Source organism: Streptomyces sp. NPDC052040, from assembly GCF_044548405.1.
Classification (GTDB): domain Bacteria; phylum Actinomycetota; class Actinomycetes; order Streptomycetales; family Streptomycetaceae; genus Streptomyces.
In genome coordinates, this window is record NZ_JBIUBV010000011.1 from 120258 (window position 1) to 144501 (window position 24244).

A 24244-nucleotide genomic window follows, 5' to 3' on the forward strand; every position below is an offset into this window, starting at 1 on the left:
CCGGGCCGGGTCACCCGGTTCGGTTTCGGTCGCGTCCCGCGCGGTCGACCAGGAGCCAGCCCGTGAAGGTCATCGCCAGGGCCGCGGGGGCGGTCACGTGGACAGCCATCAGCAGTGCGGTGCGGCCTTCGAGGAGTCCGCCGAAGCCGACCATCGACAGGGCGAGCACCCCGAGGAGACTGAGGGTGGCGCCGAGCGCGGCGGCGGGTCCCGCCCAGGCGCGCGGCGCACCGGACTCCCGTACGCCCGAGGGTTTTTCGAAGGTACGGAAGAGGGCCACCAGGAGCGCGGTGAGCGCCGCGGCGGCCGCGATCCGCAACGGTACCTGGAGCCACCATCCGGCCGATCCGGGATCCGGGATGCGGACACCCGCCGCCAGCAGCGCCCCGTAGACGCCGAGCATCGCCGTGAGGTGCCACAGGAAGGCGGTCATGGAGACCCCGCCCGCCGTGACCACCGCGCGCCAGACCCGGGGGCGGCGCAGCAGGCGGGTGAGGGGCCCGCGCAGCAGTTCCACCGCGCCGACCAGCCACAGTCCGTGGCACAGCAGCGCCAGGGTGGGCGGCGCCATGTTGGAGATCTTCTCCCCGGGCATCCCCACCATGGACAGCGGATAGGGCCCGTACGCCACCAGCAGTACCGCTCCCGTCAGACCGGCTCCGGCGAGCAGGGCCGGGCGGCGGATCATGCCGTCCGCGCGGAGGAATCCGAGCTGGTGGACCGCGAGCCAGACCAGGGCGAAGTTGAGGAACTCGACGCCGGGGACGCGCAGTCCGAAGCGGAGTACGTCGACGGCCGCGGCGGCGGCGACGAGCGCGGCGAACGCGCCCCAGCCCCAGCGCTCATGGAGCCGGAGCAGCGGCGGAGTGAGGGCGGCCATCGCCAGATAGATCCCGACGAACCACAGCGGCTGCGCCACCAGTCGCAGCGCGATGTCGATCAACCCGCCGTCCGCACCGGCCAGTTGGACGGCAAGCGCCACCGCGCCCCACACCGCGGTGAACACGGCCGTGGGGCGCAGCAGCCGCCGCAGCCGGGCGCGCAGAAAGACCGGGTAGGACCCGGGGCCCCGGCGCCGTGCCGAACGGCAGGAGCGGGCGTGGACGAAGCCGCCCACGTAGAAGAACACCGGCATGACCTGAAGGAACCAGGTCAGCACCTGCAAACGGGGCTGGAGGGCGAGCAGGTTGCCCACCCGGACGTGTCCGGCGGCGTCCTGGGACACGGCCGCCATCAGCCAGTGTCCGAGGACGACGGTGCCGAGGGAGCCGGCCCTCAGCAGATCGGCGTACCGGTCGCGGGACTCCGGTGTGGCGGCGGCGAGTTCACTGGGTCGCATGGCGGTACGGTCGCGCGGCGGCCCGGTGCCGCGGCAGCGCGCTCGTACTCAACCGGCTTCTGAGTACGGCCGGTTGCGGGGCGGCTCAGACGAGGGTCGCGCCGGGGGCCGGTGCCGTGGCCACCCGTGCCGAGCGGCAGGTGCCCGAGGCCGTCAGGGCCCGCGCGATGTCCTCCGCGGCGGTGGCGTCCGTCGCGAGGAACGCCGTGGTGGGGCCCGAGCCCGACACCAGTGCGGTCAGCGCGCCCGCCGCGCGGCCCGCGGCGAGGGTGTCGGCCAGCTCGGGGAAGAGGGACAGCGCGGCGGGCTGGAGGTCGTTGGAGACCGTCGCCGCGAGTGCCTCAGGGTCGCCCTTCGCCAGGGCGTCGAGCAGGTCCTGCGAGGCGACGGGCTCGGGGATCCGCAGGCCCTCGGTGAGTCGGTCGAACTCCCGGAAGACGGCCGGGGTCGACAGTCCACGGGCCGCCCGCGCGAACACCCAGTGGAAGGTGCCGCCGACCTCCAGCGGGGTGAGCCGCTCGCCCCGCCCGGTGCCCAGGGCCGCCCCGCCCACCAGGCTGAAGGGCACATCGCTGCCCAGCTCGGCGCAGATGTCGAGGAGTTCCGCGCGGGAGGCGCCCGTCCCCCACAGCGCGTCGCAGGCCAGCAGCGCCCCGGCACCGTCGGCGCTGCCGCCCGCCATGCCGCCCGCGACCGGGATGTCCTTGGTGATGTGGAGGTGCACATCGGGTGCCAGCCCGTACCGCCCGGCGAGCGCGAGGGCGGCGCGGGCGGCCAGGTTGGTGCGGTCCAGCGGGACCTCGGCGGCGTCCGGCCCGGAGCAGGTGATCCGGGGGCCGCCCGCGGAGGGGGTCGCCGTGATCTCGTCGTACAGGCCGACGGCGAGGAAGACATTGGCCAGGCCGTGGAAGCCGTCGGGGCGGGCGGCGCCCACCGCGAGCTGCACATTGACCTTGGCCGGTACGCGGACCGTCACGCTCACTTACTCGGACTCCTCGGTGCGGGAACCGGTGCGGGGCGCGGCGGTCGGCTGCTGCCGTGCCGCCCGCGGTGCCGCGGCCTCGGCGATGCGGGCGAAGTCCTCGACCGTGAGGGACTCCCCGCGTGCCTGGGGTGAGACACCGGCGGCGACAAGCGCGGCCTCGGCGGCGGCCGCGGAGCCCGCCCAGCCGGCGAGCGCGGCCCGCAGTGTCTTGCGCCGCTGTGCGAACGCCGCGTCCACCACCGCGAACACCTCCGCCTTGGAGGCGGTGGTCTGCACCGGCTCGGTCCGCCGGACCAGCGAGACGAGCCCGCTGTCGACGTTCGGGGCGGGCCAGAAGACATTGCGCCCGATGGCTCCGGCGCGCTTGACGTCGGCGTACCAGCAGGCCTTGACCGAGGGCACGCCGTAGACCTTGGAGCCGGGTGCGGCGGCCAGCCGGTCGGCGACCTCGGACTGCACCATCACCAGCGTCCGCTCGATGCTCGGGAAGGTGTCGAGCATGTGCAGGAGCACGGGGACGGCGACGTTGTAGGGCAGGTTCGCGACGAGAGCGGTGGGCGGGGGGCCCGGCAGCTCCCGTATGTGCAGGGCGTCGGAGTGCACCAGCGCGAACCGGTCGGCGCGCTCGGGCATCCGGGCGGCGATGGTCGAGGGAAGCGCCCCGGCCAGCACGTCGTCGATCTCGACGGCGGTGACCCGGTCGGCGGCCTCCAGCAGGGCCAGCGTCAGCGAGCCGAGTCCCGGCCCCACCTCCACCACCACGTCGTCGGAGCGCACCCCGGCGGTGCGGACGATGCGGCGCACGGTGTTGGCGTCGATGACGAAGTTCTGACCGCGCTGTTTGGTGGGGCGCACGTTGAGGGCCGCCGCCAGTTCACGGATGTCGGCGGGGCCCAGCAGGGCGTCGGGGGTGGAGCTGCTCACGGACCAAGGGTACGGGGCGGCGCGGGGCGCCCGTGTCCGCCTCCGCGCCGCCCGCCCCCGCTCACCGGTACAGCCGCGGCCCGCAGTGCGGCCAGGGACTGGTCCCCCGGCTGACGTAGAGCCGTTTGGCGCGGTAGGTCTGCTCCTCGGCCGGGGCGTCCTGCGGGCGCCCGGAGCCGCCGAGGCTGTGCCAGGTGCGCCGGTCGAACTGGTAGAGGCCTCCATAGGCGCCGGACGGATCGACGGCGCCCGGCCGGCCCCGGGACTCGCAGAAGGCCAGCCCGTGCCAGTCGAGGTTCTCCGCGCCGGACACCGACTGCGGGCGCCGCCGGGTGCCCACCCGGACGAGCTGCACGGTGGGCCTCTCGACGACTTCGACCCCGATCCGGCGCGGCCGCTGCCGTACGCCGTTGACGGAGCGCAGCACATAGGTCACCCGCCGGGTGCCCGGCTGTCCGGCGCGGGCGACGAGCACGGTGCCCCGGAAGAGGCCGGGGTCCTTGGTGCGCCGTACGGCGAAGGGGATCGGTTCCTCGCGGACCTCCCGGGATCCCCGTACCCGCAGCACGGTGACGGTCTGCCCGTCGGCCGGGAAGCTGTCCGGCGGCGCGGAGGTCGTGTCCTGTCCGCGCAGGGTGATCCCGGCCTCGGCGACGGCCTCCCGGACGGTGGCGGCGTTGGTGCGGATCGTGCGGGGCCGTCCGTCCGCCAGGACCGTGAGGGTGCGCTCGGTGCGGACGTCCAGCGCGAGCCCTTCCCGGCGGATCGGCAGGGAGCGCGAGGTCGAGACGTAGGCGCCCTCGGCCCGTACCCCGAGCTGCTGGAGTGCTCCGTCCACCGTGCGGGCCGTCGTCCACACCTGCCGCCGGTGCCCGTCGAGGGTGAGGTAGACCGGGCGTCCGTAGTGCACCGTGACCTCTTCGCCGCTGGCGAGGGGGGTGCCGGGGGCGGGTGCGACCACGTCGTGCGGGCCGATCCGCACGCCCTGCCGGGCGAGTATGCCGCCCACGTCGTCGGCGAAGGTGTGCAGGGTGCGGTGCCTGCTCTCCACCGTCAGTTCGACGGCCTTGTCCTTGGCGATGAACGCCGTGGTGCCTCCGGCGAGGAAGGCGACCACCAGCGCCTGCGGAAGCAGACGGCGCACGGTCTGGGCGCGTGCGCCGCGCCGTGCCGCGTGCCGGGCCGGGGGGCGCCCCCCGGCCCGTGGGTCCGCTTCCGCCGGCTCTATGGCCTCGCCCGGCGGCCGCAGCAGCGGTCCCGGGACCCGGGCGGCGCGTGCCGCGGCAGCGGCCCAGGCCTCGTAGGAGGCCCGGTAGGTGTCCTGGCACATCCGGCCGTACGGGTCGTGGTCCTCGTACGCCGGTCTCGGGCCGTACGCCCGGTACGGCGGGTATTGCCGGTTGCTCACGACGACACGCTCCAGAGAAGTCCGAAACGGGCGATCCAACCTAGCGGCTGGTCGTCACTCTCCAAAGCAACGTCGTCACGCGGTGTCGCGACACGCCCGGGGGCGGCGACCATGACAACCCTGGTGGGCGCCCGCCGTCGCGGGCATGCGCGGCGCGGTCGGCGGTGCGGTCAGCGGCGTCGCCGCGACGGTGCGCGGTCAGCACATGCGCGGTGGGCGGTGCGGCGTGGCGCGCTCAGCAGCCGAAGGCGGTCAGTAGTCGAAGGCGCGTGCGGTGTTGTCCGCGAGGGCCGCCGCGAGGACGTCCTCCCCGATGCCGCGCACCTCGGCCATCGCCCGGACGGTGACCGGGACGAGGTACGGCGCGTTGGGCCGCCCCCGGTAGGGCGCGGGCGTCAGGAAGGGCGCGTCGGTCTCCACCAGGACCAGCTCCAGGGGGGCCACCGCGAGCGCGTCGCGCAGCGGCTGGGCGTTCTTGAAGGTGACGTTCCCGGCGAAGGACATGAAGTACCCGGCGCGGGCGCAGATCTCGGCCATCGCCGCGTCGCCCGAGTAGCAGTGGAAGACGGTCCGCTCCGGAGCGCCCTCCTCCTTGAGGATGCGCAGCACATCGGCGTGGGCGTCGCGGTCGTGGATGACCAGCGCCTTGCCGTGCCGCTTGGCGATCTCGACATGGGCGCGGAAGGAGCGCTCCTGGGCGGCCTTGCCCTCGGGCCCGGTGCGGAAGTAGTCGAGCCCGGTCTCGCCGACGCCCTTGACCTGCGGCAGCGCGGCAAGCCGGTCGATCTCGGCGAGGGCCTCGTCCAGGGCCGCGTCACCGCCCGGCTCCCGGGAGACCTGCCGGGACCAGCCGTCCGGGTCCCCGTGCACGATGCGGGGGGCCTCGTTCGGGTGCAGGGCCACCGCCGCGTGCACCGCGTCGTACGCGGCGGCGGTCTCCGCGGCCCAGCGCGAGCCCTGGATGTCGCAGCCGACCTGCACCACCGTCGTCACGCCGACCGCCGCCGCCTTGGCGAGGCCCTCCTCGACCGTGCCGGACTGCATGTCGAGATGGGTGTGCGAGTCGGCGACCGCGACACCGAGGGGCTCGGGCAGCGGCGGCGGCACATGCTTGTCAGACGCGGGGGCAGGCATGCCCCGATCCTACGGAAGGGGCATGCCTCCCCGGAAAGGCCGATCCCGGTGGACCGCCCGGCGGACCGCCCGCGCGGGCTCAGCCCGCCTTGCGGTGGTGGAACAGCGGGTGGAACAGGTCCGACAGATGCCAGTGGTGCTCGTCCTTGCGCTCCCCGGGCTCCGTCCGGGGCTCGTCGAGGCCGTCGCCCACGGCTCCCGCGGCCCGGCGGCCGTGCCGGTGCAGGGAGTTCTGCGCGGAGGACACCTGGCCGGGACGCATGATGCGCACCACATGGCTGTCGCAGTTCAGGCAGGTGGGACGGCTGAGCGGCGACGGCACCACATGGCCGCCCGCCACATATATGACGAACTCCTGGCCGTCACCGTCGAGGTGGTGCTCTATCTCGTACGACTGCTCCCAGCCGTGCCCGCAGCGCATGCAGGCGAAGGAATAGGACTCGTGGACGACTGCGGTCGCCGCCCCCCGGTCGTACTGCCCGGTGGCGTCACCGGCCGCTGCGACCTGGCCGGTCCGCCCTGCGATCTCACTCATGCCAGCTCCTCTTGTCCGCTGGACAAGCGCCCTCCGTGGGCGGGGTTCCCCCGGAATCCCGCACGTTCCCACTGGGGGCGAGGGACGGGTGCGTCCCTGCACCCCAGTGGACGCCTTCACGAGCGCGAAGGCACAGGGGCCTGTCGAGTGTTGGAGCCGATTTGGGGCTTGCTTGCCAAAGTGCCCCGGATGGCGGCGCGACCCCTTTGCCTTCCACGCCAGCCTTTTGCCCGGCCATGGGGCGCGCGCTCATGGGAGATGCTCCCTGCTCAGAGGGGGTGCGGGGGATGCGGCCGCCCCGCGGGAGGCCGCCCCGGACACCTGACCCTCCCCGGCCCCCACCCATCAGAATCAGCCACGCGCCAACCGTTGACCACGCGCTCCCACGCGTTCCTGCGGACCCGTTCCCACGCGTTCCTACGCGATCCCGAGCGCCCGATCCCACGCGTTCCTACGCGTTCCCACGCGTGACTACGCGCCGGATCCGCCCCCGTCCGCGTTCTTCGCGGCGACCACCGCGTCGAAGACCTCCCGCTTCGGCAGGCCCGCCGCCGCGGCGACCGCGGCGATCGCCTCCTTGCGGCGCTCCCCCGCCTCCTCCCGGACCCGGACCCTGCGCACCAGCTCGGCGGCGTCCAGTTCCCCGGCGTCCGGCTCCCCGGCGCCCTCCACCACCACGGTGATCTCGCCCCGGACGCCCTCGGCGGCCCATTCGGCCAGCTCGCCCAGGGGGCCGCGCTTGACCTCCTCGTAGGTCTTGGTCAGCTCACGGCAGACGGCGGCCCGGCGGCCGGAACCGAACACCTCGGCCATGGCGGCCAGGGTGGCGTCGAGCCGGTGCGGGGCCTCGAAGTAGACGAGGGTGCGCCGCTCGTCGGCCACCTCGCGCAGCCGTGACAGCCGCTCGCCCGCCTTGCGGGGCAGGAACCCCTCGAAGCAGAACCGGTCCACGGGCAGCCCCGACAGCGCGAGCGCGGTGAGCACGGCGGACGGGCCCGGCACGGCGGTCACCCGGACGTCCTTCTCCACGGCGGCGGCGACAAGGCGGTAGCCGGGGTCGGACACCGAGGGCATCCCGGCGTCGGTGACGAGCAGCACCCGCGCCCCGCCCGTCAGCGCCTCGACCAGCTCCGGGGTACGGGCGGACTCGTTGCCCTCGAAGTAGGACACGACGCGTCCGGCCGGCTGCACCCCCAGTGCCTGGGTGAGGCGGCGCAGGCGGCGGGTGTCCTCGGCGGCGATCACATCGGCGGTGGCCAGCTCCTCGGCGAGCCGGGGCGGCGCGTCCGCGATCTCCCCGATCGGGGTGCCGGCGAGGACCAGGGTTCCGGGCGTTACTGTCACGTTTCCATCCTCGCAGGCGCCATGCACGGGACTCACACAGACGTGTTCCCTACGATGGCGCGGTGACCAGTACCGCGTCCTCCACGGACACCCGGCAGAGCCAGGCCAGCGCAGACCAGCGGCCGACGTGGCAGCAGCGGCTGCGCCGGTTCGGATACACGGCGCCGCCGAGAAGCGATGTCCGCGACCGGTTGGTGCCGCCGTACAGCGAGCCCAGCCCCCGCATCTGGGCGGCGCTCGGCCTGGGCCGGGGGGCCGCCGACCGGATCACACGCTGGTCGGGGTGGGGCGGCCCGCTGCTGGTGACCCTGCTCGCCGGGCTGATGCGGTTCTGGAACCTGGGCAGCCCCCGGGCGGTGATATTCGACGAGACGTACTACGCCAAGGACGCCTGGGCCCTGGTCCACAACGGCTACGAGGCGAACTGGGCCAAGAACGCCAACGACCTGATCCTCCAGCACAGCGGCCATGTGGCGGTCCCCACGGATGCCGCGTACGTGGTGCATCCGCCGGTCGGCAAGTACGTCATCGGCCTCGGCGAACTGATCTTCGGGTTCAACCCCTTCGGCTGGCGCTTCATGACGGCGCTGCTCGGCACGCTGGCGGTGCTGCTGCTGTGCCGCATCGGGCGGCGCCTGTTCCGCTCGACCTTCCTCGGCTGCCTGGCGGGCGGGCTGATGGCGGTGGACGGGCTCCAGTTCGTGATGAGCCGCACCTCGCTGCTGGACGGCGTCCTGGAGTTCTTCGTGCTCGCGGGCTTCGGCTGTCTGCTGGTCGACCGCGACCGGTCACGCGCGAGACTGGCCGCCGCGTTGCCGGCCGACGCCGACGGCCGGGTGCGCCCCGACGCGCACACCGCCGAGACCATCCGTCTCGGCCGGCGTCCCTGGCGCTGGGCGGCGGGCCTGATGCTGGGCCTGGCCATCGGCACCAAGTGGAACGGCCTCTACATCCTGGCCGCGTTCTGCGTGATGGCGGTCCTGTGGGACGTGGGCGCACGCCGGGTGGCGGGTGCCCGGCGCCCCTGGCTGACCGTCCTCAGGCGTGACACGGGCCTCACCTTCCTCGCGACGGTCCCGGTGGCCCTGGCCGTGTACCTCGTCTCCTGGATCGGCTGGATCGTCTCCCCGGCCGACGGCTCGGGCGGCTACTTCCGCAACTGGGCGGCCACCGACGGCAAGGGCGGCAGCTGGACCTTCCTGCCCGACTGGCTGCGCAGCCTGTGGCACTACGAGCACGAGGTCTACCTCTTCCACCTCCACCTGTCGTCCCCGCACACCTACCAGTCGAATCCGTGGAGCTGGCTCGTCGTGGGCCGCCCGGTCTCGTACTTCTACGAGTCCCCGGCCCCGAGCCAGTCCGGCTGTCCCACGGACGCGGGCGAGAAGTGCGCCCGCGAGGTCCTGGCCCTCGGCACCCCGCTGCTGTGGTGGGCGGCCTGCTTCGCGGTCGTGTACGTCCTGTGGCGCTGGGCCTTCCGCCGGGACTGGCGGGCGGGCGCGATCGCCTGCGGCATCGCGGCCGGCTATCTGCCCTGGTTCCTCTACCAGGAGCGCACGATCTTCTACTTCTACGCGGTCGTCTTCGTCCCGTTCCTGTGCCTGGCGGTGGCCATGCTGGCCGGCGCCATCATCGGCCCCCCCGGCTCGGACGAACGCCGCCGCGTGGCAGGAGCCGCGGGCGCGGGCGTCCTGGTCCTGCTGATCGCCTGGAACTTCATCTACTTCTGGCCCATCTACACCGGCACGGCGATCCCCATCGACCAGTGGCGGGCGCGGATGTGGCTGGACACCTGGGTGTAGCCGGGCGGACGCAGCAAGGGGGCGCGGCAATCTGCCGCGCCCCCTTGTTCGCTGTTGGCCGACGAGCCGGGCCGACTTTGAATCTAGGGTGTGCCGGTCCACCGGCTGAAGTTGTAGGTGAGGCCGTCGGGGCTGGTGCGGTCCACGAAGGAGATGTCGGGCGTGGCAGCGACCCAGAACGTGCGCGGGCCCTGGTCGAACAGGCGGTCCTCCTGGGACATGATCTTCCGTGAGCAGGTCCGGTGCGTGGTCCGGGTGAGCGGGTACAGCGTGACGTGCTGGCCTGCGAAGACGGCCCGGCCCTTGAAGCCGTTGCAGCCTCCCTTCCCGGTGACCGTGCCGTCCCGGTGGAAGACGAAGTAGACCTCTTTGCGGGCCTCCATGTCGATGGGGGTGTCGTCGACGTCCAGATATTCGATTTTCCACGGCGCTCCGAAGAGCCCCTGAGGCCGCATCATTTGCAGCGCGACATAGTCGCCCCGCTGGTTCTTCAGGGTGATCGAGAGTGTGTCGACCCGCTTGGCCACCGCCAGGGGGCCGCCGGTGACGATCTTCCGCATCCGCTGCTCGAAGGCGCGCTCCTTCGCCGGACATGCGTCGTCCGGCGTCGCCCCCGACATGTCCGTACCGACGGTGAGCGTCGTGGCGGTGAGCGTGGCCGACGACTTGAACGGCGTGCATCCGTAGTCGCCCACGACCGTGCTGTCGTAGCCGAACTCGATCCATGCACCGGCGTCCGGCGGTGCGCCGATGCTGCGCCCGTCGACCGTGATCCAGTCGACCCGCCAGCGTGCGCCCAGGAGCCGCCCGCCCCAACCGCCCGGCCCGGTCGGCATGGTCCACGGCGTGGGCCGGTCCGGGGCCTTCCCCTCGCTCTCCGCCCAGAGCGAGCACGCGTTGGCGGTGAGCAGAGCGACGAGCAGTGCGCCGAGAATGGCGCCGGTCCGGTACATACGCATGCCGACTCAGACGTCCGACCCACCTTCGGGGTTGCCCCGTCAGGGACACAGCAGTTGCCGCGACCACCCCTCCGATCACAGCGGACGTGACCGCCTCTCCCGGACGGGACATGGCTCTGATCACCGTTCGGACAACAATCGAATGATGTGATCACACCTTCACCCTCCGTCGCCTACTCTGCGAGGTCGACGGGGAGGGGAGCGCGCCATGCGCAAGGGGGTCGGGGCCGCCGTGATCGGCGGGGTGTTCGTGGTGGTCGCGGGGGGTGCCGGGTACGGGGCGTACAACGTGCTGTCGGGGCTCCATGGCGGGGGTGGGGGTTCGGCTGCCGCGGTGCGGACCGGGCCGCCGTCGGCGTCGGAGGTCGAGGAGGCGAGTGCCACGTTCCTCGCCGCCTGGGCGAAGGGGGACGCGGACGAGGCGGCCTCGTACACCAATGACGCCGCGGACGCCGAGCCGTTGCTGTCGGCGTACCGCGGCAACGCGCACATCACCGGGGTGCGCATCACGGCGGGGAAGCGCGGCGGGACGTCGGTGCCGTTCTCCGTGCGGGCCACGGTGTCCTACGCGGGGGCGTCCAAGCCGCTCTCCTACGACAGCAGGCTGACGGTCGTGCGCGGGCAGACCACCGGGCGGGCGCTGGTCGACTGGCAGCCGTCCGTGGTGCACCCGGCACTGAAGAAGGGCGACACGCTCGTCACCGGCGAGGCCAAGGTCCCGCCGATCGAGGCGGTGGACCGCGACGGGGTGGAGCTGACCCCGCGGACGTATCCGTCCCTCGGCCCGGTGCTGGACGCCCTGCGCGCCAAGTACGGCGACCGGGCGGGCGGGAAGCCGGGCATCGAGCTGTCCGTCGAGCACGACGCCGCGGACACCCCCGGCAGGACCCTGCTGACGCTCGCCAAGGGCAGCCCCGGCAAGCTCCGCACCACCCTCAGCGCCCGCGCGCAGGCGGCGGCCGAGCGGGCCGTGCTGGACTTCCCGGAGTCCTCGGTGGTGGCGGTGCAGCCGAGCACCGGCCAGGTGCTGGCGGTCGCCAACCACCGGGCGGACCAGTTCAACGCGGCCTTCGAGGGGCGGCTCGCCCCCGGCTCCACGATGAAGATCATCACCTCGGCGATGCTCATCGACAACGGTGTCACCTCGATGAACGGTCCGGCGCCCTGTCCGCCCGCGGCCACCTGGCAGAGCCAGACCTTCACCAACCTCCAGGGCCTGACGCCGAACGAGCACGCGACCCTCGCCAACAGCTTTCTGCGCTCGTGCAACACGGCGTTCGTGAAGCTGATCGACGAGAAGCCGCTCACGGACGAGTCCCTGACGAACGAGGCCGGGGAGCGCTTCGGGCTCGGGCGGAACAACTGGAAGACGGGCATCGTCTCCTTCGACGGCAGCGTGCCCGCCGTCACCGGCCCGGACCGCGCCGCGAACGCCATCGGCCAGGGCCAGGTGCAGATGAGCCCGCTCGACATGGCCTCGGTGACGGCCACCGCGATCACCGGCACCTTCCGGCAGCCGTATCTGGTCTCCCCCCGGCTGGACGGACGTCAACTCGCCACCGCCAAGGGCCTGCCGTCGAACACGGCGTCCCAACTCCGGGCGATGATGCGGCTGACGGCGACCGAGGGCACGGCGGCCCGGGCGATGTCGGGACTCGGCGGGGACATCGGCGCGAAGACCGGGTCCGCGGAGGTCGACGGGCAGGCGAAGTCCAACAGCTGGTTCACCGGCTTCCGGGGCGACCTGGCGGCCGCGGCGATGACCCAGCAGGGCGGCCACGGCGGCGACGCGGCGGGCCCGATCGTCGCAGCTGTGCTACGAACCGGCGGCTGACATCGGCGCTGTCGGTGCGGGACTTTAGTGTGGTGGTAACTCGTTGGGGAACGTGAGGGCACGGGGGCCCCGGAAGACCCGGGGACTGCGGAGGATCGGGAGCTGTGGGCAAGAGAAGACGCGTCGCCGAGCAGAGAAGCGGCAGACCGCTGGTGATCGGCGGACTGATCGCCGCCGCCGGTCTGGCCGGGGCGGTCGGCGCCTACAGCATGATGGGGGGCGCGGCGGCCGACGACGGTACGGCGGCCGCGGCCCATCACCGGCCCGTGAAGACCGGTCCGCTCTCGGCGTCCGAGGTCCGGACGGCCGCCACGGCGTTCCTGACGTCCTGGCAGCACGGTGATGCCGCCCGGGCGGCGGCCGCCACGGACGACTCGTCCGCCGCGGCACAGCTCCTGACGGGGTACCGGAAGGACGCGCATCTCACCGGTGTCACGCTGACCCCCGGCACGGCGTCCGGGGCCTCGGTCCCCTTCTCGGTGAAGGCGACGGTGTCGTACCGGGGGTTGAGCAAACCACTGGCCTACGCGACGAAGCTGACGGTGGTGCGCCGGGCCGGGGACGGCGAGCCGCGGGTGCGCTGGCAGCCGTCGGTGGTGCACCCCGACCTGACCGCGGGCGACCGCCTGGTGACGGGCGAGGCGGGCACGCCGCCCGTCCGGGCGCTGGACCGGGACGGCGCCGAGCTGACGGCGGCCAAATACCCCTCGCTGGGGACGGTGCTGGACGGCCTGCGCGAGAAGTACGGCAAGCAGGCCGGCGGCAAGGCCGGTATCGAGCTGCGGATCGTGCGCGGGGCGGCGGCCAAGGGTGCCCAGAAGACGCCCGACAAGACGCTGGTGACCCTGAGCGAGGGCACCCCGGGCACCGTGCGGACCACGCTGGACCCGGCGCTCCAGGCGAAGGCGGAGCAGCAGGTGGACGGGCGGAGCCGGGCGTCCGTGGTGGCCGTGCGGCCCTCCACGGGCGAGATCCTCGCGGTGGCGAACTCGGGCCACGGCTTCAATGTGGCCTTCCAGGGCTCCCTCGCCCCGGGCTCCACGATGAAGATCGTGACGTCCACGCTGCTGTTCGAGAAGGGCCTGGCGAAGCCGGACAGCCCGCACCCGTGCCCCAAGTATGTGACGTACGGCGGCTGGAAGTTCCAGAACGACGACAAGTTCGAGATCAAGAACGGCACGTTCAAGGCGAGCTTCGCGGCCTCCTGCAACACCGCCTTCATCAGCCAGGCGACCAAGCTCAAGGACGACGACCTCACCCGGGTCGCCCAGCAGATCTACGGCCTGGGCGTGAACAACTGGGCGATAGGCGTCCCCACCTTCGACGGCGCCGTCCCGGTGCAGAGCGCGGCCCAGATGGCGGCCTCGCTGATCGGCCAGGGCGGTGTGCGGATGAACCCGCTGAACATGGCCTCGGTGGTCTCGACGGCGAAGACGGGCGTCTTCCACCAGCCGTATCTGGTCTCCCCGTCGGTGGACCACCGCACCACGGCGAAGGCGGCCCGCGCCATGTCGGCGGCCACCCGGGACCGGTTGAAGGAGGTCCTCCAGTACACCGCGGCGGCGGGGACCGCCGACAAGGCGATGGCGGGTCTGGGCCCGGACTTCGGCGCCAAGACGGGGTCGGCGGAGGTCGACGGCCAGAAGCAGCCCAACGGCTGGTTCACCGCATGGAAGGGCGACCTGGCGGCCGCGGGCGTGGTCCAGGCGGGCGGCCACGGCGGCGACTCGGCGGGCCCGATCGTGGCGGCGCTGCTGCGCGCCGGGAGCTGAGCGGCGGCCGGGCCCGTATCCCGTTCGCCCGCGCCGCACGGCCACCGCTAGCGTGCGGTGCATGACCGTTTCGGAATCCCCAGGAGCGCATCCCCCGTCCGCCGACACACCCGCCGAGCAGGGGCTCGCCCAACTTCCCGCCCCTGTAAGCCTGTTGACGGGCGCGGCCCGCACGGCCGCCGCGGGCACCTCCCGTACCGGTTTCCCGAAGGCGCCGCGGGTCCCGGTCTCCCCCGCGGGCGGCATCCCGGTGGACGCGCGCGAGCGGACCGTATGACGCCCGCCGTCATCGCGGCGGTCCTGCTGGCCGCCGTCACCCACGCCTCCTGGAACGCGATCGCCCACCGGATCACCGACAAGCTGGTCGGCTTCACCCTGATCGGGGGCGGCGGCGCCCTCATCGGGTTCGCGATGATCCTCTTCACCTCCGTCCCGGCGGCGGGTGCCTGGCCGTACCTCCTCGCCTCGGCCGCCGTCCACATCGCCTACTACGTCCTGCTGATGCGGTCCTTCCGGCTCGGCGACTTCGGGCAGGCCTACCCCATCGCGCGCGGGACCGCCCCGCTGGTGGTCACCGTGCTGGCGGCGGTGTTCGCGCACGAGGTGCCGGACAGCTGGACGGCGGCCGGTGTCGCCGTCTCCTGCGCCGGTCTCACCGGGGTGGCCCTGTGGGGGCTGCGCGGCAGCCGACCCGACTGGGCGGCCATCGCCGCGGCGGTCGCTACGGGCCTGACGATCGCGGGATACACCGTGCTGGACGGGCTCGGCGTCCGCGCCTCCGGCTCCTCCTTCGGGTACATCGCCTGGCTCATGGCCCTCCAGGGCCTGGCGGTCCCCGCGTACGCCGCGCTGCGCTGGCGCGGCGCGACGGTGGCGAAACTCAGGCCGTTCGCCCTGCTCGGCCTGCTTGGCTCGGCCCTGTCGGTGGCCGCGTACGCCCTCGTCCTGTGGGCCCAGACGCGGGCCGCGCTGGCCCCGATCGCCGCCCTGCGCGAGTCCTCGATCATCGTCGGCGCCGCGATCGGCGCGGTGTTCTTCAAGGAGCGCTTCGGCGCCCCGCGCATCGCGGCGGCCGGGCTGCTGGTGGTCGGGATCGGCCTGATGCTGCACACCGGATAGCCGCACCCCGGCCACCGGGGACGGCGGCCCCGCCCGCACCGACTCGACGACGGCCCCGTTCCTGACGGGGTCTCCGCTCCCCCGCCGCCTCGGTGGCGGGCCGCTCAGACCATGCGTCCGGGGGCGAGGAGAGGCACCCTGGAATCAGTGGTTCCGGAGGTGATCGTCATGATGCACACCGTAGTGGGATGGCATGTCGAGCTGGAATTCGAGGAGGACGACGAGCGGACGCGGGCGGCGGCACTGGTACGGCTTCCCGACGGGAACGAGGTACGGTCCCGCGGATACGCCAGCCGCCACCACACCGACTCCAATCAGCCCCGGGTCGGGGAGGAGATCGCGGGCGCGCGTGCGCTGAACGAGCTGGCCATGCGGCTCCTCACCAAGGCGCACGAGGAGATCGACGAGGCGTCGGGCCGGACGTCCCGCCCGCTGACCCACTGAACCCGGGTCGCGGACACGCCGGTCCCGCGTCGGCCCTACGCCGACAGCACCGCGCGCACCGCACGGACCAGGGCCTGTGCCCTCGGGTCCGCGGTGACGCTCGCCCGGAAGCCGTTGGTGACATAGCCGAAGGCGATGCCCGACTCCGGGTCCGCGAAGCCGAGCGCCCCGCCGCGGCCCGGGTGGCCGAAGGAGCCGGGTCCGAGCAGCGGGGACGCGCTCCCGTGCAGCATGTAGCCGAGGCCGAAGCGGGTGGTGACCAGCAGCACCCGGTCGGGGCCCGCCGAAGCCTCCGCGCGGGCCCGCTCCAGCGTCTCGGGGGCGAACAGCCGCGTCCCGTCGAGCTCGCCGGACAGCGCCGCGTAGAAGCGGGCCAGGCCGTCCGCCGTGGCGATGCCGTTGGAGGCGGGCAGGACCGCCGCGCGGTAGGCGGAGTCGTTCTCTTCGGGTGCCGGGGTGATGGCGGCGAAGGCGCGGCGGGTCAGGCTCCCCGGGTCCGCGTACGCCTCCGCCACCGCGCGTTTGGGGCGGGCGCGCAGCGCGCCGTCCTGCGCCCGCACCTCCAGGGGGCCGACCCGCCCCGCCCGGTGTGCCTGCTCCCGGGGCAGGCCCACCCAGAGATCCAGACCGAGCGGTCCGGCGATCTCGGCGGCGGTCCACTCGCCGACCGAGCGGCCGGTGACCCGCCGCACCAGTTCGTTCGTCAGCCAGCCGTACGTCTGTGCGTGGTAGCCATGGTCCGTGCCGGGCTCCCAGGCGGGGGCCTGGGCGGCCAGCGCGGCGGAGGCGGTGTCCGGGTCGGCCGCCTCGGCGGGCGTGAGCGGCCGGTCGAGCACCGGTGTCCCGGCGCGGTGCGCCAGTATGTGCCGTACCAGCGTGCGCTCCTTGCCGTGCGCCTTGAACTCCGGCCAGTAGTGGCCGACCGGCGCGTCCAGGTCCAGTTCACCGCGTTCGGCCAGCATCAGCAGGACGGCGGCGGCGACCCCCTTGGTGGCCGAGCGCACGATCTGCGCGGTGCCCCGCTCCCACGGCCGGGTGCCGTCGATGTCACGGGTGCCGCCCCAGAGGTCCACGACCTTGCGCCCGTCCCGGTACACGGCCACCGCCGCGCCGCGCTCCCCCAGCGTCTCGAAGTTCCGTACGAACGCGTCCCTGACCGGCTCGAAGCCCTCGGCCACCCTGCCGTTCACGTCCACACCCGCATTCCCTTCACTCGCCTTCGACAGCGAGTGAAACACAGGCGTACCGCCTTCGATTCCTCACCCCGGCATCACGACCGATGCCCTTTTTGTCCGCATATGCGACATTGGAGAGTGAATCGGAGTATGAGATTCCGATGAGGTGGCCCGGTGTGAGGAGCGGCCCGATGTCCGTGGTGGAACAGTACGCACGCGCCCATGTCGTCACCGACTCCCCAGAAGCGCCGGACGCGGTCCCCGTGATCCTGCGCTACGACCCGGACCGGGACCGCTCCGTCCATATCGGCCTCCCCGGCCCCCATGAGTGGGTCTTCTCCCGGGACCTCCTGGAGCAGGGGCTGCGCGCCCCGGCGGGCAGCGGCGATGTCCGCATCTGGCCCTGCGGCCGGGTCCAGGCCGTGATGGAGCTGCATTCGCCGCGCGGGACCGAGGTCGTCCAGTTCGAGTCCAAGGAGCTGCTGCACTTCCTGCACCGGACCTATCTGGCGACCGCCGCCCCCGTCCGCTGAGCAGCGGACGGAGTGCAGCGGACGGAGTGGCAGACGCGCCGCGGACGGGACCGCACGGGGACGGACACGGGCAGGGCGCCCCGCTTCACTGCGGGGCGCCCTGCCTGGTCATGTTCCCGGACCGCCGGTGCCCGGCCGGGCACCGGGACCGCCCGCGGCGGTCAGGCCCGCAGCAGCTTGCGGTCCGGGTCGGCGTCCGGGTCCCTGGAGTCCGTCCCGGCCCCGGTGCGCAGCCCCTCGCCCTCGACGTCCACATTGGGCAGGACGCGGTCCAGCCACTTCGGCAGCCACCAGGCCCTGCGGCCGAGGAGCGCCAGGACCGCGGGCACCAGCGCCATACGGACCACGAAGGCGTCGAAGAACACCGCGATCGCCAGGCCGAAGCCGATCATCTTGATCATCGACTCGCTGGAGCCGATGAAGCCGGAGAAGACGGCGATCATGATGACCGCGGCCGCGGTGACCACCCGGGCGCCGTGCCGGAAGCCGGTCACGATCGCCTGGCCGGGGGCCTCCCCGTGGACGTACGCCTCCCGCATCCGGGTCACGAGGAAGACCTCGTAGTCCATCGCCAGGCCGAAGACCACGCCCACCATGAAGATCGGCATCATCGACATGACCGGTCCGGTCTCCTCGACGCCCATCAGGCCGGACAGCCAGCCCCACTGGAAGACCGCGACCACCGCGCCGAGCGCCGCCGTCACCGAGAGCAGGAAGCCGAGGGCCGCCTTCAGCGGGACCAGGATCGAACGGAAGACCACGATCAGCAGGAGGAAGGCGAGGCCCACCACCAGCGCGAGATACGGGACCAGGGCGTCGTTCAGCTTCTGCGAGACATCGATGTTCATCGCCGTCGTGCCGGTGACCAGCAGCTTGGCGTCGGTGTGCGCGGTGATGCCGGGACCCGCGTCCCGGATGTCGTGCACCAGGTCCTCGGTGGTGGTGGAGGACGGCTTGGAGCCCGGGATCACGGTGATCATCGCGGTGTCACCGGACTTGTTGAAGGTCGCCGGGGTCACCGTGACGACGTCCTTCATGTCCTTGATCTCGTTGCTCACCGTGGTGACCGCGGCCTTGGGGTCGTCGCTCGACTTGGCGTCGACCACGACCATCAGCGGCCCGTTGAAGCCGGGGCCGAAGCCCTCGGAGAGCAGGTCGTACGCCCGGCGCTGCGTGGTGGACACCGGCTGCGAGCCGTCGTCCGGCAGGCCCAGCTCCAGCTTGGAGGCCGGTACGGCCGCGGCGCCGAGCGCCACCACACCCAGCAGCAGCACGGTCAGCGGGCGGCGGACGACGAAGCTCGCCCAGCGCGTGCCCATGTTGGGCCGGTCCTTGGCCGCGGCGGGCCGGCCGCCGCCCAGCAGCCTGCTCTTCTCGCCTGCCGGCATGACCTTGCGGCCCGCGTAGCCGAGCAGCGCCGGGATCATCGTCAGCGCGATCAGTACGGCGATGGCGACCGTGCCCGCCGCCGCGACGCCCATCTTGGTCAGCATGGGGATGTTGACCACGGCGAGACCCACCAGCGCGATCACGACCGTCAGACCCGCGAAGACCACCGCGGAGCCCGCCGTGCCGACCGCCCGGCCCGCCGCCTCCTCGCGCTCGTGGCCCTCGGCCAGCTCGGCCCGGTAGCGGGAGACGATGAACAGCGCGTAGTCGATGCCGACCGCGAGGCCGATCATCATCGCCAGGGTGGAGGTGGTGGAGCCCAGGTCCAGGGCGTTCGCCAGCGCGGTGATCGTCGAGACGCCGATGCCCACCCCGATCAGGGCGGTGAGCAGGGGCAGTCCGGCCGCCACCAGCGAACCGAAGGTGATGACCAGGACGACCGCGGCGATCGCGATGCCGATGACCTCGGAGGCACCGGTCTCCGGGATGGCCTGGAGCGCGTCACCGCCGACCTCGACGGTCAGCCCGCCGTTCCGCGCCTGCTGCGCGGCCGCCTTCAGGGCGTCCTTGGAGGCGTCCTGGAGTTCCATGCCGGAGACCTTGTACTTCACCTGGGCATAGGCGATGGTCCCGTCCTTGCTGACCGCGTGGGCGGTGAACGGATCGGCGACGGAGGCGACTTCGGAGCCGCCGCGCAGGTCCCGGACGGTCTTCTCGATGACCGCCTTGCGGTCCTGCGCCGTCACCTTCTCGCCGCCGGGCGCCTTGAAGACGACCCGGGCGGTCGCCCCGTCGGCGCTCATCCCGGGGAAGCGCTGCTCCAGCAGGTCGAAGGCGTGCTGGGCCTCGGTGCCGGGGATGGAGAAGGAGGAGGCGCCCGCGGTGGGGGCGCTGGCGGCGCCGACGCCCGCGAGCGTCAGCAGCGCCACCCAGATCAGGGCGACGAAATGCCGTCGCCGGAAGGCGAGTCGGCCGAGTCGATAGAGATAGGTGGCCACGAGGGCGTACTCCCGGTCAGGTCGTGGGGTGTTTCGGGGCAGGGGTCATCAGCCCGACGACATGAGCGGTGACGTCAGGTGCGGCCGGCTGGGGACCGGCGCGATCGGGTCAGGTGGTGGGCACGCCGAGGGCGGGGAGGACCACGGCGTCGATGTACGAGGTGAGGAAGGCCTGCGTCGGCGGCTGGTCCTCCAGCAGCGTGCGGGTGGCGAAGCCGCCGACCATCATGTGCACCAGGAAGTCCAGCGCGGGGCAGTCGGGACGGATCTCGCCGCGGGCGACCGCGCGTCCCAGCACCTGCTGGAAGTTGGTCATCTCCGGTTCGATCAGCTGCTCACGGAACGCCTGGCGCAGATCGTCGTTGTGGTGCATCGCCATGGCGACACCCCGCATCAACGCCGAGTTCTGCTCCATCGTGCAGTCGTCCTCGTGGGTCACCAGGGCGTGCAGGTCGCCCCGGAGGGAACCGGTGTCGATCTGCTCGACCCGGCTCGGCTTGCCGTGCCGGAGTGCCTTGACGACCAGCTCGGCCTTGCCGCCCCACTGGCGGTAGAGGGTGGCCTTGCTGGACCGGGTGCGGGTGGCGACGGCGTCCATGGTCAGGGCGTCATAGCCGACCTCCCGGAGCAGTCCGAGCACCGACTCGTAGAGCTCGGCCTCGCGCTCGGGGGTGATCCGGCTGCGCCGCGTCGCCGCGATCTCAGTCATCCGGCCCACCTCCTGCTCCGCGCCCGAAGCGGCAACGCTCCGGACGACACGGTTTCGTACCACCACGAAGATACCCGGCCCGGCGAACGAAACGAAACCGTTTCGTACGTGTCGTGCATCACGGGCCCGCCGCTCAACCGGCGCGCGCCTGCGCGCTGTCACCGGGGCGCGCGGCGCCCGGAGCGGTGCTCCTTCCCGGAGAGCCGCTCGGGCGGCCGCCGGGGGCGCACGGCGTGGCCACCCGAACGGCCCACGAGTTGCCGCGGCCTCCCGGCGGGAAAAACATGGGTAGGTGAGCCACAAGAGCGACGGACACGAGAACGCCCCCGGCTATCTCCGCTTCCCGCATCTGCACGGCGACCGACTCTGCTTCGCCGCCGAGGACGACCTGTGGGTGGCCCCGCTGGAGGGGCCCGGCCGCGCCTGGCGGCTGACCGTCGACCGCACCAAGATCGCTCATCCCCGCTTCTCGCCCGACGGCCGCCATATCGCGTACACCAGTTGGCGCACTCCGCTCCCGGAGATCCACCTGGTGGCGGTGGACGGCGGCCCCAGCCGTCGGGTGACCTACTGGGGCAACGCCGACACCCGCGTCTGCGGCTGGACACCCCCCGAGCCGGACGGGCACTCCGAGATCCTCGCCGTCGGTTCGCAGGGCGAGCCCTTCGCCCACTACACCTGGGCCTACAAGGTCCCCACCGACGGCGACCCCGGCGGCAAGCTCCCCTGGGGCCCGGCCGCCGACATCGCCGTCGCGGACGTCGGCGGCGAGCATCTGACCCTGCTGCTCACCGGCACGCCCCCGCACGAACCGGCCTCCTGGAAGCGCTACCGGGGCGGCGCGACGGGCCGCCTCTGGCTGCACGGGAAGCAGCTGCTCGCCGGGATCGACGGCCATCTCGACTCCCCCATGTTCGTGGGCGACCGGATCGCGTTCCTCTCCGACCACGAGGGCATCGGGAATCTGTACTCCTGCGCCCACGACGGCTCGGACCTGCGCCGCCACACCGACCACGACGCCTTCTACGCCCGGCACGCGTCCAGCGACGGCACCCGGGTGGTGTACCAGTGCGCGGGCGAGGTGTGGCTCGTCGACGACCTGTCCCCCGACTCGGTCCCGCGCCGCCTCGGCATCCGGCTGGGCGGCCCGCGCGCCGGGCGCCGCCCCTACCAGGTGCCCGCTGCGCAGCACGTGGACGGCATCGCGGTCGACGACACCGGGCGGGCCAGCGCGGTGGTGGTCCGCGGCAGCCTGTACTGGCTCACCCACCGCGACGGCCCCGCCCGTACGATCACGGACCCCCCGGGAGTCAGGGTGCGGCTGCCGGAGATGCTGGGCGAGACCGGGCAGATCGCCTACGTCACCGACGCGGAGGGCGAGGACGCGATCGAGATCGCCTCACTGCCGCGGGCCTCGGGCGACCGTGCGCCGCGCCTGCTGGCCGGGGGGCGGCTGGGCCGGGTCCTGGAAATGGCCGCGGACCCGGCGGGCGAACGCCTCGCGATCGCCTCCCACGACGGACGGCTGCTGCTGGTCGACATCACGAACGGGGCGGAGCTGGAGGAGCCGCCCGGCGGGGCCGTGGACACCACCGGGAGCGGGGCGCCCGGCGGGACTGCCACGGAGGGTGAGGAGACCAGCGGGACCACGGCGGCCGCGGACGGCGAGGAGACCGGCGGGACCACGGCAGCCACGGACGGCGAGGAGACCAGAGGCACCACGGACACCACAGCGGCAGCAGAGGGCACCGAAGGGGAGCCCCCGGCCGCGGGAGAGGACACCGGGGTCACCGAGCTGGTCCGTTCGCTCAACGGGCCCGTGCGGGACCTGGCGTTCTCCCCGGACGGCGCCTGGCTGGCCTGGTCGCAGCCGGGGATCGGCCGGTCGCTGCGGCAGATCAGGCTGGGGCGGATCAGGGACGGACTCGTCGTCGACGTCACCAACGGCCGCTTCGAGGACGAGAATCCGGTGTTCACCCGCGACGGCCGCTATCTGGCCTTTCTGTCCTGGCGCGGTTTCGACCCGGTGTACGACGTGCACACCGGGGACCTGTCCTTCCCGCTCGGCTGCCGCCCCTATCTGGCGCCGCTGTCCTCGGCGACCCCGTCCCCCTTCGCGCTGAACCCGGAGGGGCGCCCCGCGGCCGGGGGCCTGGACCCGCTGGAGGGGGAGGAGGGCAGCGGGGTGGTGCTCGTCGAGGCCGAGGGCCTGGAGAGCCGGGTGACCCCCTTCCCGGTCCCCGCCTCGAAGTACTCCTCGCTGTACCCGGTCGCGGGCGGGGGCGTGGTCTGGTTGCGCTGGCCCATCTCGGGCGCGCTCGGCGAGACCTTCCTCAACCCGGACGACGCCTCGGGCCGGCCCACCCTGGAGCACTTCTCCATCAGCAAGGCGAAGAAGTCCGAACTGGTCGCCGACCTGGACTGGTACGCGGTGAGCGGGGACGGGGCCCGGCTGGTGGTGGTCGACGAGGGCGAGCTGCGCGCGGTCCCCTCGACCGAGCCCGGCGACAGCGACTCGACGGTGTGGATCGACGCGCGCCGGATCATGCACGAGGTGGACCCCGGGGCGGAGTGGCGGGGGGCGTACGAGGAGGCGGGCCGGATCATCCGGGCGTACTTCTGGGAGCCGCAGATGTGCGGGATCGACTGGGACGCGGTGCTGGCGCAGTACCGGCCGCTGGTCGAACGGGTCGCCTCGCCCGACGAGTTCGCGGACCTGCTGCGCGAGGTGCTCGGCGAGCTGGGCACCTCCCACGCCTATGTGTCCCCGGCCCGGCGCAACGAGGGCCCGGCCCACTACCAGCGCTATCAGGGCCTGCTCGGCGCCAACTTCGTACGGCGGGACGGCCGGTGGACGGTGAAGCGGATCCTGCCGGGCGAGTCCTCGGACTCCAAGGCGCGCTCGCCGCTGGCAGGCATGGGGATCCGGGAGGGTGCCGTCCTGGCCCAGGTGGACGGGCGGCCGGTGGACCCGGTGACGGGCCCCTATCCGCTGCTGGCGGGCGCGGGCGGGACGACGGTCGAGCTGACCTTCCGGGCCGCCGAGGGGGACGGGCGCTCGCGCCGGGTCGCCGTGATCCCGCTGATCGACGAGCGGCCGCTGCGCTACCAGGACTGGGTGGCCAAACGCCGTTCGGTGGTACGGGAGTTGAGCGACGGACGCTGCGGCTATCTGCACATCCCGGACATGGGCGGCTCCGGCTGGGCGCAGTTCAACCGGGATCTGCGGATGGAGGTCTCACGGCCCGCGCTGATCGTGGACGTACGGGGCAACGCGGGCGGCCACATCAGCGAACTGGTCGTGGAGAAGCTGACGCGCACGATCCTCGGCTGGGACCTGACGCGCAACGCCCAGCCGGTGTCGTACACCTCGAACGCCCCCCGCGGGCCGCTCGTGGCACTGGCCGACGAGGCCACGGCCTCCGACGGCGACATGATCACGGCGGCGTTCAAACTGCTGAAGCTGGGCCCGGTGGTGGGCCAGCGCACCTGGGGCGGTGTGGTGGGCATGACCGGCCGCCACCGCCTGGGCGACGGCACGGTGATCACGGTCCCGATGAACGCGGCCTGGTTCGACGCCTACGGCTGGTCGGTCGAGAACCACGGCGTCAGTCCGGACGTGGAGATCCTGCGCACCCCGCTGGACTGGGCGGAGGGCCGCCACCGGCAGCTGAGCGACGCGGTCGAACTGGCCCTGGAGATGCTGGTGACCCAACCGGCCGCCACCCCGCCGGACTACAGCGACGTCCCGGACCGGACCCGCCCGAAACTGCCGCCGCGCCCGACGGACCAGCACCCGACGGACTGACCCGCCCGACGGACCAGCACCCGACGGACTGGG

Annotated in this window: 19 protein-coding genes; 8 read left to right on the forward strand and 11 right to left on the reverse strand. The window is 73.0% G+C overall.

Going from position 1 to position 24244, the window contains the following annotated elements; genetic code table 11:
- Positions 1–10 precede the first annotated feature (10 nt).
- From ACIHAA_RS22075 to rsmI, 7 genes are all read right to left on the reverse strand, one after another.
- The gene (locus ACIHAA_RS22075) at positions 11–1339 is read right to left on the reverse strand and encodes an acyltransferase (RefSeq protein WP_399819685.1); all 1329 of its coding nucleotides are present in this window, start codon (positions 1337–1339) and stop codon (positions 11–13) included.
- Between the two features lie 85 nt (positions 1340–1424).
- A complete protein-coding gene (locus ACIHAA_RS22080; protein WP_399819687.1) occupies positions 1425–2321 on the reverse strand; it encodes a 4-(cytidine 5'-diphospho)-2-C-methyl-D-erythritol kinase in 897 nt (298 codons plus the stop codon).
- Positions 2322–3248: a 16S rRNA (adenine(1518)-N(6)/adenine(1519)-N(6))-dimethyltransferase RsmA gene (rsmA, locus tag ACIHAA_RS22085; protein WP_399819689.1), complete on the reverse strand. Its 927-nt coding sequence runs from the start codon at positions 3246–3248 to the stop codon at positions 2322–2324.
- A gap of 61 nt (positions 3249–3309) precedes the next feature.
- Positions 3310–4656 (reverse strand): ubiquitin-like domain-containing protein, encoded by a 1347-nt coding sequence (locus tag ACIHAA_RS22090; RefSeq protein WP_399819691.1) that lies wholly within the window; start codon positions 4654–4656, stop codon positions 3310–3312.
- A 252-nt stretch (positions 4657–4908) separates the two neighbouring features.
- A complete protein-coding gene (locus ACIHAA_RS22095) occupies positions 4909–5790 on the reverse strand; it encodes a TatD family hydrolase (RefSeq protein ID WP_399819693.1) in 882 nt (293 codons plus the stop codon).
- A gap of 79 nt (positions 5791–5869) precedes the next feature.
- On the reverse strand, positions 5870–6325 hold the full coding sequence (locus ACIHAA_RS22100; protein WP_399819695.1) for a hypothetical protein: 456 nt from the start codon (positions 6323–6325) through the stop codon (positions 5870–5872).
- Between the two features lie 471 nt (positions 6326–6796).
- Complete coding sequence (gene rsmI, locus ACIHAA_RS22105) at positions 6797–7669, reverse strand: 16S rRNA (cytidine(1402)-2'-O)-methyltransferase (protein WP_399819697.1); 873 nt, start codon at positions 7667–7669, stop codon at positions 6797–6799.
- A 62-nt stretch (positions 7670–7731) separates the two neighbouring features.
- On the opposite strand from rsmI, the gene ACIHAA_RS22110 reads away from it, so the two are divergent.
- Positions 7732–9471, forward strand: coding sequence for a dolichyl-phosphate-mannose--protein mannosyltransferase (locus ACIHAA_RS22110; RefSeq protein ID WP_399819698.1), 1740 nt, complete (start codon positions 7732–7734; stop codon positions 9469–9471).
- A gap of 83 nt (positions 9472–9554) precedes the next feature.
- On the opposite strand, the gene ACIHAA_RS22115 is transcribed toward ACIHAA_RS22110, so the two are convergent.
- Entirely contained in the window at positions 9555–10430 is an 876-nt protein-coding gene (locus ACIHAA_RS22115) for an META domain-containing protein (protein WP_399819700.1), read from the reverse strand.
- 208 nt (positions 10431–10638) lie between these two features.
- Here ACIHAA_RS22115 and ACIHAA_RS22120 point away from each other — a divergent pair, with 208 nt between their 5' ends.
- The 5 genes from ACIHAA_RS22120 to ACIHAA_RS22140 all read left to right on the forward strand — a co-directional run bounded on the left by ACIHAA_RS22120 (position 10639) and on the right by ACIHAA_RS22140 (position 15599).
- A complete protein-coding gene (locus tag ACIHAA_RS22120; protein ID WP_399819702.1) occupies positions 10639–12264 on the forward strand; it encodes a penicillin-binding transpeptidase domain-containing protein in 1626 nt (541 codons plus the stop codon).
- A 104-nt stretch (positions 12265–12368) separates the two neighbouring features.
- Positions 12369–14036: a penicillin-binding transpeptidase domain-containing protein gene (locus tag ACIHAA_RS22125; RefSeq protein ID WP_399819705.1), complete on the forward strand. Its 1668-nt coding sequence runs from the start codon at positions 12369–12371 to the stop codon at positions 14034–14036.
- A gap of 61 nt (positions 14037–14097) precedes the next feature.
- Positions 14098–14313, forward strand: a complete 216-nt coding sequence (locus tag ACIHAA_RS22130) for a hypothetical protein (protein ID WP_399819707.1) — start codon at positions 14098–14100, stop codon at positions 14311–14313.
- Positions 14310–15155 carry an EamA family transporter gene (locus ACIHAA_RS22135; protein WP_399819708.1) on the forward strand — a complete coding sequence of 282 codons (846 nt, stop codon included), beginning with the start codon at positions 14310–14312 and terminating at the stop codon, positions 15153–15155. Before ACIHAA_RS22130 ends, ACIHAA_RS22135 begins: the two co-directional genes overlap by 4 nt.
- 168 nt (positions 15156–15323) lie before the next feature.
- Positions 15324–15599 carry a DUF1876 domain-containing protein gene (locus tag ACIHAA_RS22140; protein WP_399819710.1) on the forward strand — a complete coding sequence of 92 codons (276 nt, stop codon included), beginning with the start codon at positions 15324–15326 and terminating at the stop codon, positions 15597–15599.
- A 35-nt stretch (positions 15600–15634) separates the two neighbouring features.
- Here ACIHAA_RS22140 and ACIHAA_RS22145 read toward each other — a convergent pair whose 3' ends face one another.
- Positions 15635–16795: a serine hydrolase domain-containing protein gene (locus tag ACIHAA_RS22145; RefSeq protein ID WP_399819712.1), complete on the reverse strand. Its 1161-nt coding sequence runs from the start codon at positions 16793–16795 to the stop codon at positions 15635–15637.
- Positions 16796–16965: 170 nt separating this feature from the next.
- Here ACIHAA_RS22145 and ACIHAA_RS22150 point away from each other — a divergent pair, with 170 nt between their 5' ends.
- Positions 16966–17307, forward strand: coding sequence for an SsgA family sporulation/cell division regulator (locus tag ACIHAA_RS22150; protein WP_399819714.1), 342 nt, complete (start codon positions 16966–16968; stop codon positions 17305–17307).
- A gap of 161 nt (positions 17308–17468) precedes the next feature.
- On the opposite strand, the gene ACIHAA_RS22155 is transcribed toward ACIHAA_RS22150, so the two are convergent.
- Both ACIHAA_RS22155 and ACIHAA_RS22160 read right to left on the reverse strand, forming a co-directional pair.
- Positions 17469–19694: an MMPL family transporter gene (locus ACIHAA_RS22155; RefSeq protein WP_399819716.1), complete on the reverse strand. Its 2226-nt coding sequence runs from the start codon at positions 19692–19694 to the stop codon at positions 17469–17471.
- A gap of 109 nt (positions 19695–19803) precedes the next feature.
- Entirely contained in the window at positions 19804–20403 is a 600-nt protein-coding gene (locus tag ACIHAA_RS22160; protein WP_399819718.1) for a TetR/AcrR family transcriptional regulator, read from the reverse strand.
- A 292-nt stretch (positions 20404–20695) separates the two neighbouring features.
- Between ACIHAA_RS22160 and ACIHAA_RS22165 the strand changes: the two genes are divergently transcribed.
- Positions 20696–24211, forward strand: a complete 3516-nt coding sequence (locus ACIHAA_RS22165; RefSeq protein WP_399819720.1) for a S41 family peptidase — start codon at positions 20696–20698, stop codon at positions 24209–24211.
- Positions 24212–24244: the final 33 nt, after the last annotated feature.

Excerpts from the sequence above, each read along its gene's own strand:
- ACIHAA_RS22100 (WP_399819695.1), bottom strand. The coding sequence starts at position 6,325 with ATGAGTGAGATCGCAGGGCGGACCGGCCAGGTCGCAGCGGCCGGTGAC.
- ACIHAA_RS22075 (WP_399819685.1), bottom strand. The coding sequence starts at position 1,339 with ATGCGACCCAGTGAACTCGCCGCCGCCACACCGGAGTCCCGCGACCGG.
- ACIHAA_RS22120 (WP_399819702.1), top strand. The coding sequence starts at position 10,639 with ATGCGCAAGGGGGTCGGGGCCGCCGTGATCGGCGGGGTGTTCGTGGTG.
- ACIHAA_RS22130 (WP_399819707.1), top strand. The coding sequence starts at position 14,098 with ATGACCGTTTCGGAATCCCCAGGAGCGCATCCCCCGTCCGCCGACACA.
- ACIHAA_RS22135 (WP_399819708.1), top strand. The coding sequence starts at position 14,310 with ATGACGCCCGCCGTCATCGCGGCGGTCCTGCTGGCCGCCGTCACCCAC.
- ACIHAA_RS22115 (WP_399819700.1), bottom strand. The coding sequence starts at position 10,430 with ATGCGTATGTACCGGACCGGCGCCATTCTCGGCGCACTGCTCGTCGCT.
- ACIHAA_RS22140 (WP_399819710.1), top strand. The coding sequence starts at position 15,324 with ATGATGCACACCGTAGTGGGATGGCATGTCGAGCTGGAATTCGAGGAG.
- ACIHAA_RS22095 (WP_399819693.1), bottom strand. The coding sequence starts at position 5,790 with ATGCCTGCCCCCGCGTCTGACAAGCATGTGCCGCCGCCGCTGCCCGAG.
- ACIHAA_RS22150 (WP_399819714.1), top strand. The coding sequence starts at position 16,966 with ATGTCCGTGGTGGAACAGTACGCACGCGCCCATGTCGTCACCGACTCC.
- ACIHAA_RS22160 (WP_399819718.1), bottom strand. The coding sequence starts at position 20,403 with ATGACTGAGATCGCGGCGACGCGGCGCAGCCGGATCACCCCCGAGCGC.